The sequence below is a fragment of the Bacillus sp. FSL K6-3154 genome (genome assembly GCF_040869395.1).
GTDB lineage: Bacteria > Bacillota > Bacilli > Bacillales > Bacillaceae > Bacillus > Bacillus safensis.
The window spans coordinates 1456284-1467255 of record NZ_CP152033.1; the positions used below are offsets into that span (position 1 = coordinate 1456284).

General features: G+C 43.5%; 12 protein-coding genes. 1 reads left to right on the top strand and 11 read right to left on the bottom strand.

All coding sequences use genetic code 11. The features are described 5' to 3' along the window. Window positions 1–208: 208 nt before the first annotated feature. From MHH61_RS07700 to sigY, 11 genes are all read right to left on the bottom strand, one after another. Window positions 209–607 carry a hypothetical protein gene (locus MHH61_RS07700; RefSeq protein ID WP_087977942.1) on the bottom strand — a complete coding sequence of 133 codons (399 nt, stop codon included), beginning with the start codon at window positions 605–607 and terminating at the stop codon, window positions 209–211. 118 nt (window positions 608–725) lie between these two features. Next, window positions 726–2054, bottom strand: coding sequence for a 6-phospho-beta-glucosidase (locus tag MHH61_RS07705; protein WP_125586864.1), 1329 nt, complete (start codon window positions 2052–2054; stop codon window positions 726–728). Then, window positions 2051–2377 carry a PTS lactose/cellobiose transporter subunit IIA gene (locus MHH61_RS07710; protein WP_125586866.1) on the bottom strand — a complete coding sequence of 109 codons (327 nt, stop codon included), beginning with the start codon at window positions 2375–2377 and terminating at the stop codon, window positions 2051–2053. Before MHH61_RS07710 ends, MHH61_RS07705 begins: the two co-directional genes overlap by 4 nt. Window positions 2378–2403: 26 nt before the next feature. Next, a complete protein-coding gene (gene celB, locus MHH61_RS07715; RefSeq protein WP_025093803.1) occupies window positions 2404–3753 on the bottom strand; it encodes a PTS cellobiose transporter subunit IIC in 1350 nt (449 codons plus the stop codon). A 14-nt stretch (window positions 3754–3767) separates the two neighbouring features. Continuing rightward, complete coding sequence (locus tag MHH61_RS07720; RefSeq protein ID WP_024423869.1) at window positions 3768–4073, bottom strand: PTS sugar transporter subunit IIB; 306 nt, start codon at window positions 4071–4073, stop codon at window positions 3768–3770. 122 nt (window positions 4074–4195) lie between these two features. Further along, window positions 4196–6139 carry a BglG family transcription antiterminator gene (locus MHH61_RS07725; RefSeq protein WP_125586868.1) on the bottom strand — a complete coding sequence of 648 codons (1944 nt, stop codon included), beginning with the start codon at window positions 6137–6139 and terminating at the stop codon, window positions 4196–4198. A 349-nt stretch (window positions 6140–6488) separates the two neighbouring features. Next, on the bottom strand, window positions 6489–6602 hold the full coding sequence (locus MHH61_RS07730; RefSeq protein ID WP_223251037.1) for a hypothetical protein: 114 nt from the start codon (window positions 6600–6602) through the stop codon (window positions 6489–6491). Between the two features lie 82 nt (window positions 6603–6684). Continuing rightward, a complete protein-coding gene (gene gdhA, locus MHH61_RS07735) occupies window positions 6685–8055 on the bottom strand; it encodes an NADP-specific glutamate dehydrogenase (RefSeq protein ID WP_125586870.1) in 1371 nt (456 codons plus the stop codon). Window positions 8056–8366: 311 nt separating this feature from the next. Further along, complete coding sequence (locus MHH61_RS07740) at window positions 8367–8579, bottom strand: hypothetical protein (protein WP_041108354.1); 213 nt, start codon at window positions 8577–8579, stop codon at window positions 8367–8369. Continuing rightward, the gene (locus tag MHH61_RS07745) at window positions 8576–8887 is read right to left on the bottom strand and encodes a YxlC family protein (RefSeq protein WP_041108357.1); all 312 of its coding nucleotides are present in this window, start codon (window positions 8885–8887) and stop codon (window positions 8576–8578) included. The genes MHH61_RS07740 and MHH61_RS07745 overlap by 4 nt, the downstream gene beginning before the upstream one ends. Further along, entirely contained in the window at window positions 8884–9417 is a 534-nt protein-coding gene (sigY, locus tag MHH61_RS07750) for an RNA polymerase sigma factor SigY (protein WP_056765404.1), read from the bottom strand. The genes MHH61_RS07745 and sigY overlap by 4 nt, the downstream gene beginning before the upstream one ends. A 461-nt stretch (window positions 9418–9878) precedes the next feature. On the opposite strand from sigY, the gene MHH61_RS07755 reads away from it, so the two are divergent. Further along, window positions 9879–10916, top strand: a complete 1038-nt coding sequence (locus MHH61_RS07755; protein ID WP_042995243.1) for a polysaccharide lyase family 1 protein — start codon at window positions 9879–9881, stop codon at window positions 10914–10916. The last annotated feature ends 56 nt before the right edge of the window (window positions 10917–10972 follow it).

Genomic DNA, 10972 nt, shown 5'->3' on the forward strand with positions numbered 1-10972 from the left:
TTTTACTTATCTACTAGCGTTCTTTGGGATCTGCATCGGATCGATGATCGTCGCCACTGGTTTCGACGATTCACCGTTCCTCACCCGGTTTCTATTTAAGGCGCTTGGGATTTCTATCCTTGCTCTTTCCATTACTTTTGTGAAGGTCAGACGAAAGAAGTTACAGAAAAAAAGGCGAAATAGACTTAGTTGACCCGTCTGCTTCCCATCAAATCGTGCACCAAAACAAGACCGACACCCCGACAATCGCCCCTGTGTATATCCACTGTTTCCTTTTGATGCTCCGCTTTTTTTCGATCAGTAAAAAGATCTCTGGCAAAAAGATGATCATGATTTCTAGGATAAAGACAAGATAATAAACAAGCGGCATTGGCCGGAAATCAAATTTTCTTGCATCTCCTCCAATCGTTGCAAAATACATCAACAGATTGGTCACCGGAATGGTAAAACAAACGAGCAGGCGGAGAACATAGATCCACACATATTCCTTATGCCGAATGAGGCCAACAAATGAAGCAATAAGGCCATACAAAAACAAGATCACTGTACCATAACTCATGACAGGCTGTACGACAAACCCGTAAAACATTAAACCAATTGCAACCATATTCCAACAGTCCTTTCTTTGAAGCCATACATGCTGTTTTTTCTAATCATACACTTCTTTCTCCAGTTTCCATATGGGGCAATCATAAAAAATGACCCCATGAAGGGGCCATTATGTGTTAAGCATTGACTGATTTGAAGAATTGCGGTAAATGTTCACGATGCGCTTCAAGCATTTCGTCTAAAATTTGCTTTGCAATTTCGTCAGATGGAACGAGCGGGTTGATGGTCATTGCAACAAGAGCTGTCTCGTAATCTCCTGTCACAGCCGCTTCTGCTGCCACACGCTCGAATGATTTGATTTGTTGAACGAGTCCTCTTACAGCTACAGGCAGATCACCTATCGCGATTGGTTTTGGTCCGTCCTTCGTAATGATACAGTTTACTTCAACCGCTGATTCAGCCGGAATGCTAGCAATTGCCCCTCTGTTCACTGTATTGACTGGTTGAATGTCGTGCTTATCATTATAGATGGAGCTGATTAAGTTGCAGGCCGCATCGCTGTAATATGCTCCGCCTCTTTTTTCGAGCTGCGGTGGTTTAATCGACAAATCAGGATCTTTATAGAGCTCAAATAATTCCTGCTCAACCTGCTGTACAACCTCTGCTCGTGTTCCTTTCTCTTGAGCCGCCTTTTGCTCTTCTTCCAGCATATCTTTCGTTTTATAGTAATAGCGGTGATACGGACATGGGATGACCCCTAATCCTTTCACAAAAGAAGGCTCCCAGTTTTTCGCTTCAATGTTTCTCATGGACCACTGGCTGTTCGGATTTCCTAGTTCATCAAGCACTTGATCCATAATGCTGACCCCGTCTAAATATACGTCTAATCCATAGACCATGTGGTTGAGACCGGCAAACTGTACCTCGATTCGTTCAACGTCTACATCAAGCGCCTTGGCAATCCCCATTTTGATCCCAATCGGTACATTGCATAGACCGACCACTTTTTTTAAATTCGTGTAGCGTAAAACAGCTTCAGTGACCATGCCCGCTGGATTTGTAAAGTTCACAAGCCATGCGTCTGGGCAAAGCTCTTCCATATCCTTCACAATGTCTAGAATGACTGGAATGGTCCGAAGGCCTTTAAATAAACCGCCTGGTCCGTTCGTTTCCTGACCGATGACGCCGTATTTAAGCGGTATTCTCTCATCCTTTGCCCGTGCTTCCAGCAGTCCTACACGAAATTGTGTCGTCACAAAATCTGCGTCCTTCAAGGCTTCCCGGCGGTCAAGAGTCAGATGTACCTCAATCGGCAGACCCGCTTTTTCAACCATACGTTTCGCCAGAGCGCCCACGATGTTTAACTTTTCCTGACCCGCTTTAATATCCACAAGCCATAATTCCTTTACAGGTAATTCATGATATCGTTTAATAAACCCTTCGACGAGCTCAGGCGTATAGCTCGATCCACCGCCTATTGTGACAATTTTGATTCCTTCTTTCATGAATTGACACCTCCGAGTTGCTTCATTTTTTCATGGAGCTCTATGATTTCCGCTGCTAGCTCCTTGACGGTCATTGCGTTCATAAGATGATCCTGTGCATGAATCATTAAGAGGCTAATATCCGTCTTTTCGCCCCTGATTTCTCCTTGGATCAGCTCTGTCTGTGCGTGATGCGCCTCATTTAACGCGTCTTGTGCGTCCTGCAATTTTTGCTTCGCCTCATCAAAGTTTCCTTGTTTTGCACATGTAATGGCCTCCATCGCGGAGCTTCTGCCATTTCCGCCGTGCAGGATGAGTTGAAACACAATTTCTTCCATTTCCATCGGCCGCATCCCCCTTGTTCCCTCTATTACATGCTGACGACATTTTCATCAGTTGATGCTTTTGTTTCTAGCTCACTTTCTTCTCTCAATTTCTGCTTATCCCACATTCTAAAGAATGGGTAGTATAGAGCAAATGACAGCGCAAGGTTAATCAGCTGCATGACAGCACCAGAGATTTTGCCTCCTGTGGCGAGATAGCCTGAAATGATTGGCGGCATGGTCCATGGGACAGCGATCCCGGCTGGTTTTGCCACAAGCCCTGTGCTCATTCCGATATATGTGGTGATGATCATCATGATTGGCGTAAGGATAAACGGAATGAGGAGCATTGGGTTCATGACAATCGGCATTCCAAAAATGATCGGTTCGTTGATGTTAAAGATGGCTGGCCCAATGGCAAGGCGGCCAAGCTGTTTCATTTGTTTACTTCTGGCGCGTAAGATCATGGTCAGCACCAAAGCAAGCGTTGCTCCGCTTCCGCCGACGTTGATGAAGATTTCAAAGAACTGCGCTGTGAAAATATTCGGCAGTACTTCTCCTGCTTGGAATGCAAGACGGTTCTCATCCATTGCACCGAGCCAAATTGGCCCCATGACGCCGCCGACAATGGTTGCTCCGTGAATACCACATGCCCAGAGGAGCATTTGCACACCCATCGCAACGATACTGCCGCCTAAGCTGCCACCAAGAATCGATAGCGGTGTGCCAATTAAGACCGTGATGATATTATGAATACTCTCAAAAGGTGTCATCTCAATCACAAGTCTAGCGACCCAGATCAGGGTGATGACCACAAAACCTGGAATAAGTGCAATAAACGATTTACTGACTGCTGGCGGTACACCATCAGGCATTTTGATAACAATGTTCCGCTGTACAATGAAGCGGTAAATTTCGGTTGAAAGCATGGCAATAATCATGGCAACGAATAAACCTTTACTGCCCATCAGTGTGACAGGAATTCCCCCGCCTACTAGGATAGCTTCTGTTGAGCCTTCAGGTGTGAAAGGTACTTGATATGGTGTAGCCAAAAGGAAAGCCGCAACAGCGATCGCACCTGATGATAGCGCATCAACGGCATACTTTTCAGCAAGCCTGTAAGCAATCCCGAAGGTCGCAACAAGTGCCATAATGTCAAAGGTTGCATTCACAGGATAGGATAGTTTCGTGGCCCATTCTGCTCCAAAGATACTTGCCATAAAATCGCTGTATCCTGGGATCGGAAGGTTAGCTAAAATGAGAAACAGTGAACCGACAATAATGAGAGGCATGGTTAAAACAATTCCGTCACGCAATGCTTGTAAATGTCTTTGAGCGGCAATCTTCCCTGCAAACGGCATGACCTTCTCTTCTAGAAATCGGTTGAATCCATTCATCCCCTCCGCCCCCTTTATCCGTTCACTAACTGTTCAGCAGATTTTAAAACCTCAGCGCCATTACATACGCCATAATGCACAGTATTAATCACGTCTACTGGGATTCCTTTTTCTTCTCCGAGCTTTTTCATTTGCGGTAATAAATATCGAACCTGAGGTCCTAATAAAAGCACATCGGCTTGATCAATATGATTTTTCGCAGAATCTCCTGATACTGCCCAAATACGATATTCTTTTCCTTGTTCTTGTGCGCTTTTCTCCATTTTTGTGACAAGTAAGCTTGTAGACATACCTGCTGCGCAAACCAATAAGATGTTCATGTGTAAACGCCCCCTTTTCAAAGTGTGAAGCTATTCTTTACACATTCATCATATTATGAAACCGCTTTCATAAACACCCATACTTTTTCCTTTAGGAAGCGGAAAAAGTTAGTATCACACAGTTAGTTCTTGTACGATGGAGCCTTTTTATACATGATATCAAGCATGTCTTCAAATGTATCACAGGCGATCAGATGCTGAATGAATTTCACATTATGCACAAGCTCCCCCAGCAGGCGGTACATGCCTTTTAAATCTTTGGCATTCTCTTTTTCGACACAAAGCAGGCAGACAAATTGAACCTTTTTCTCTCCCCAAATGATTGGTTTTTCTAATGTACATATCGCCCAAAACGTCTTATCTGTCAGCGGCGTCATCGGGTGCGGAATCGCTGTATAATGTCCGAAAGAGGTAGGGGCAGCCTCTTCTCTTTCCATGACAGATGGTGTGAGTTCAGCTGGCGCTAAGCCCATATCGATGACTTTTTGCGTTAAAAAGGTGATGACCTCTTCCTTTGTTTGAAAGGCGCGTTTTGTAAAAACCAATTCCTTTTTCATATATTGAGAGGCCAATGTCACCCTTGTTTCACTCGTCAGGGCTTCTTCAATTTTTAAAAAATCACCGCCTCCCAAAATGGTGTTCACTTGAATGACTGGAACCGGTAAATCCATATGAATTGGGATCGTTGTAATAATCAAATCCAAGGCATGCAAAGAGACATGCGGAAGCGAATATAGCTCTGCTGTTCCTAAAATGGTCAGCTTTGATCCAAATTGTGAACGCAAACGATCCTGCAGCAGCCTTGCACTCCCTGCACCAGACGCACAGACAATGAGACACCGCTTCGGCGGGATCTCCATTTTCCTCCGCTCTAAAGCCGCACCAAAATGAAGCGCCATATATCCGATTTCATTCTCATGAATACTCAGCCCTTCCTCTTCTTCAAGAACCCTGCTGGCGATAATCCCCGCTTCAAAAGCAAGGGGATACCCCGCTTTTATTTCATCAAGCATCGGATTTCTTAAGTTCATTCCATATTTACATCGGTTGATGGCAGGCTTTAAGTGCAGACTCAATCCAATCATTAGTTCCGTATCACCGGCTAAATCAAGCTGCAGTTTTTGATCAATAGCCTTCAGCATGAGCTGTACAAGCCGGCTCGTGTCATCATCTACAATTTGTTTTTGACCGCTCGAGGAAAAGGACTGTACCATTTTGGCTGTTCCTAGCAAATGAATGGTGATATAGACGATTTCCTCTTGTGGAAATGAGACATCCAGCAGCCCTTCAAGGCGCTCCACCATTTTTTTAGCGACCTTATATTCCTTTGCCCGGGGAATTTCACTGATTTCCTCTGGAAGAACAGATACATAGTTTCCGTGTCTAATTCGTTTGCAGGCAATGGCGACATGAACGATTAAATTATTCATGCAAATGTCTGATAGATTCATACCTTCCTCATTGATATAATTGATCATTGTTTTCTGGATCAATTCGAGTTCATGCTTTGGCAAAATGGTAACAGCTGTGTTCAGCATCGTTTGATAAGAACGACGTTCATTGAATAAATATTCTGACATACAATAACGGATTTTCATCTCTGATCCCTTGATTCGGCAGCCTTTGCTCGGCTTCGCTTCCAGCTTCAGATCAAAGGGCTCCAGCTTACGTTTGACCGATTTCACATCGTTGCTCATCGTTGATTTACTAATAAACAGCTGCTCCTGTAAATCCTCCAGCTTCACATAGGATTCTGCCAAAAGAAGCCTTTTTAAAATAAACCGAACACGCTCCTCTGGCAGCACAGCAAGCGGCTCTTCCTGCTCGACCTCCTCCTTCATAAAACGGCGAAAGGCATTCTCATCGTTGATCAGCAGCTCATAACCAGCTCCTCTAACAGCCGTTACTGCCGCTCGATAAGGGGCAAGACGGTCGTTCAGTTCTTTTATGTCTGTACGAATGGTGCGGCTTGTCACTTGTAAACTGGCAGAAAGTGCAGCGCTTGTGAGCGGGGTCTCAGCTGCCATGAGCTGACTTAAGATGTGCGCCAGTCTTTTACTCAGCATCAGATCGGCCTCCTTATGTAGGGGTGGAGAATCTGCCTTGTTTGGACAGGTTGTATACGCTTGCAGTTCTCTTCATTACTCATATTCTACTGAAAAGAAATAAAAATTGCCAACTCATATATATGACAAATGCCCCTATTTATACAACTAACCACATCTAATGTCCTATGAATCTTTTTTGAAGATGCTTTCGAAAACCACGAAAAAAAGGCGTACACCATCGTGTACCCGCCTTTTTTATGAAGAGATCAGCTGGGTAAAGACAACCAATCTTTTTTCATGCGTACCTGCTGCATGATCAAATGTCCCTGTACACAGGCTCTGTATGTTTGCATAAAAAAAAGCCGGATTATCCGGCTGATACGTTACGACGTTTAGATGCTTTTCGCTCTTTATATATTTTTCTCACCAATGGATAAATCACAGGTGCCCATTTGACAATTTGTTTCAGCCATTTTTTCATTTCTCCCGCGCCTCCTTATTGTCATTCTTAAAGGACGATTCCCCATCTTGTCATGAAATAAACAGGTGCGGGAGAGCAGGAGTTAAATCACGCCTTGTGCGATCATGGCATCTGCCACCTTACGAAATCCTGCAATATTTGCTCCAACCATGATGTTTCCTGAGTGTCCATATTCGTCTGCTGTCTCTGTACACTGACGATAAATAGACTGCATCATTTGTTTCAGCTGAGCATCTACTTCTTCAAATGTCCAAGATATTCTTGCACTGTTTTGTGCCATTTCCAGTGCTGATACACCTACTCCTCCAGCATTGGCCGCTTTTGCTGGCGCAAACAAAATACGATTCTCTTCAAATACTTTGACTGCCTTAAGAGTGGATGGCATATTGGCTCCCTCTCCTACAGCGATGACACCATTTGCCACAAGCTGCTGTGCATGCGCCTCTGATATTTCATTTTGTGTTGCACATGGCAGCGCAATATCACAAGGAACGGACCAAATTTGTTCGCAATCTTCAATTAATTCAGCATGCGGGTGAATGTCTATGTATGCCCCAATCCGCTGATTCTCGACTTCCTTGAGCTGCTTGATGGTCTCAAGCGAAATTCCTTGAGGATCATAAATCGCTCCGCTTGAATCACTGCAAGCCACAACCTTACCGCCTAATTCGATTACCTTTTCCATTGCATAAATAGACACATTTCCTGAGCCCGACACAACAACAGAACGTCCTTCAAATTGGAGCCCATGTGCTTTCAGCATTTCCTCCATGAAGTACACCAGTCCGTAGCCTGTCGCCTCTTTTCTCGCTAAGCTGCCTCCGAATCCAGGGCTTTTCCCTGTGAGTACACCCGCTTCATAAGCACCGCGCATTTTCTTGTATTGTCCGAACATATAGCCAATTTCGCGTGCTCCTACACCAATATCACCTGCTGGCACATCTTGATCAGGTCCAATATATCGGCCGAGTTCACTAATAAAGCTTTGAACGAAACGCATGATTTCTCCATCAGACTTCCCTTTAGGATCAAAATCCGATCCGCCTTTCCCTCCGCCAATCGGCATACCAGTCAGTGCGTTTTTAAAGATTTGTTCAAACCCTAAAAACTTGATAATGCTTGCATTGACGGTTGGATGGAAACGAATGCCTCCTTTATAAGGACCGATGGCACTATTGAATTGAACCCTAAACCCTCGATTGACTTGTACTTTGCCCTCATCGTCTACCCATGGCACTCGAAATACCACAAGCCGCTCAGGCTCAATGAGCCGTTCTAAAATGCCTTGTTTTTCATACTCTGGATGCTTTGCAAAAACTGGGACGAGTGATTCCAGAATTTCTTTTACGGCTTGCTGGAATTCCTCTTCTCCGGGATTTCGTTTTTCCACCTCTTCTAACACACGGTGGATGTAGCTTTGTGCTGTTTGTGCTGCTCGATCTAAGGTCAACATGTCGCATCTGCCTCCTTGTAGATATCTTCACACATTTAATTGTTAGATTTTCTAACGCATATTGAGACTAATTTAACACCAATTGTAAAATCTGATCAATATTGATAACAGATGAAAATGATGCCGAATTGAGATAGATCAAGCAGCCGCAGCGATTGTCTTTAAAAATAAGCGCTCAAGGAATGACTAATGTGCTAGAAACGAACGAGCGGATGTTTCTCGTCCCGTTTTCTTTGACAAATACATGAATCATGATGAATTTCTAGCTGGTTTTCCATTGAAAAAAGGGTCAAAAGTTTGATCGGATGCACTCAATCTTTTCGGGGCTTCCCGCCTCTTTTTCGATCAGGTAACACGACACAAAGCCAATATAAAATAGAAGACGATGGAAAGTTAATGAGACCGACAATGCCCCAAAACCACTTGTAACGCCCTCTTTTCTTTGCATCCATAAATAAAAGAAAGCCCTGTGCAAACAATAACGGCAAGACGCACAATAAGATGATCATTTCCGACTGACTCATAAGGAAGACCCTCCTTTGATATGTTGATATTCCTTGTAGCCAACAACAAAGCAGATGGGGACGCTCACTATTTGGAGAAGTATGAAGATGATAGGCAAATGGGTAATGGCAGCTGCAAAGAGTGCTAGAATAGTCAAACTGATTAAAACGTATGCCAGCACTTCTTGTTTAAAACGCCTTTTCTCTTGTTCCTTCGCCTGTTTCAGCATCATCATGACAGCCTGCTCACTTGGCTTTTCCACTTCAATTTGTTCGTCTAGCTGCTTGAGCTCTTCTTTTAAACGTTCGGTCAAACGATCTTCCTTCATAAATCCCACTCCTTTCGAATTTTCTTTAATCCATGATGAACCCTCGATTTCACAGTGCCTTCTCTCATTCCGAGCATTGAAGCCATTTCTGGATAGGTAAAGCCATAATAATAGTGCAGAATAATCGGTGCTCTCTCCTGAGCCTTTAATTCATTTAAAGCATCCCACATGTCATGCCATGTGTTCCCCTTTTGCTGAACGTCCCATTTAAAGCGGCGTATGGCTTCCTGATTCGCTTTTCCTTCTCTCATTTGTTCACGTTTTCTTTTCTTCTGGTGATCTAAAAATTGCCTAGAGGCAATCGAAATGAGCCAGGTTGAAAATAAGGCATCTCCTCTAAATGAAGAAAGTTTCATATACGCTTTCAGCATCGTTTCTTGCATGATTTCCTCTGCCAGCTCTTGTTGAAGGGTGAGCTTCAACATATATCGGTAAACAAAGGAATAGTGATGCCGATAAAGGGCTGTAAACGCGGCATCATCTCCCTGTTTTGCCCGCTGAATCAATAATATCTCTTCTGTCTGCTCCAAACACGCCCCTCCTTTCTTTTCTTCTCTTATTCATGAGACGACACGGATGATAATATCGTTTAAAATAGACCTTATTTTTTAGCATATCTCCTATGATTTTCGTTTTATATCCAATTTTTTCTTATGTAATGATTATGGCATTCCTTCTTCTCTAACAAAATGATGCGTTCGTAATCATCTTGTTTTTCTACCAAACGGAGAGCCTTCTCTCCATAATCATGATGTCATCCTCATACCTATCGTCAATGGTCCTTATCTCATGAAGATGAAAATGAAATAATCATTGGCTTAGCTTCCTAGAAAATCATGGAATAAGCTGCGCCTATCCTTAGCCGATGATACCTTTTTGCATGCTATGCTCATCCTACATTCCGAATGAAGCGATGCTTGTGAAGGAAGGAGGAGTGGTTGAATCACAGCTTATTTTGGAAACGTTTTCATTAAAATAAAATAGAATGGAGATGTTGACTTTGAAGAGAAAAATTCCAATGTTAGCCGGTGTATTAGCTGTCGGTCTCGTCACTTCGTTATTTGCACCAAACGGGGAGGCAAAGGCAGCAGCCAAATATCCAGAAAGCCCTTCTATTATGGCCAACTTTAATCAACAAGGCTTCTCCACATTAAATGGCGGCACAACAGGCGGTGAAGGCGGTAAAACCGTCACAGTCAAAACTGGAAATGAACTATTGGCTGCCCTCAAAAATAAAGGAACAAACGAAAAATTAAAAATTGTTGTAGACGGGACGATTACCCCCTCTAACACATCAGCCAATAAAATCGATGTGAAAGATACAAATAATGTCTCGATCGTCGGGAAAGGGACGAACGGCGAATTGAATGGGATTGGCATTAAAGTATGGCGTGCCAATAACATCATCATCCGCAACTTGAAAATCCACCACAGCAAAATCGGTGACAAAGATGCCATCGGGATTGAAGGCGGTGCTAAAAACATATGGGTCGATCATAATGAACTGTACAATACATTGAATTCCGGGAAGGATGACTACGATGGTTTATTTGATGTAAAAAATGACTCTGACTACATTACCTTCTCGTGGAACTATGTACATGACAGCTGGAAAACAATGCTCATGGGCAGCTCCGATAACGATAACTACAATCGAAAAATTACGTTCCATAACAACCGCTTTGAAAACCTGAACTCTCGTGTACCGTCTATGCGCTTCGGGGAAGGACATGTCTATAACAACTATTACAAAGACATCCTCACAACAGCGATTAACTCGCGTATGGGCGCGAAGATGAGAATTGAACACAACGTATTTGAAAACACCAAAAATGCGATCGGAAGCTGGGACAGCCGTCAAGTTGGTACATGGCATGTCATCAACAACTCGTATATTAACAGCACAGGCAGTCTGCCTACGTCTTCAACAGGTACGTATAACCCTCCTTATAACTACTCTTTGCTTAACGTGAACAATGTGAAATCAGAAGTGATATCAAATGCAGGTGTTGGGAAAGTAAACCCTTAAACCACAAAACGTTCGGGCAGAGATTTCCTGTCCGAACGTTCTTGTCATTTCATTCA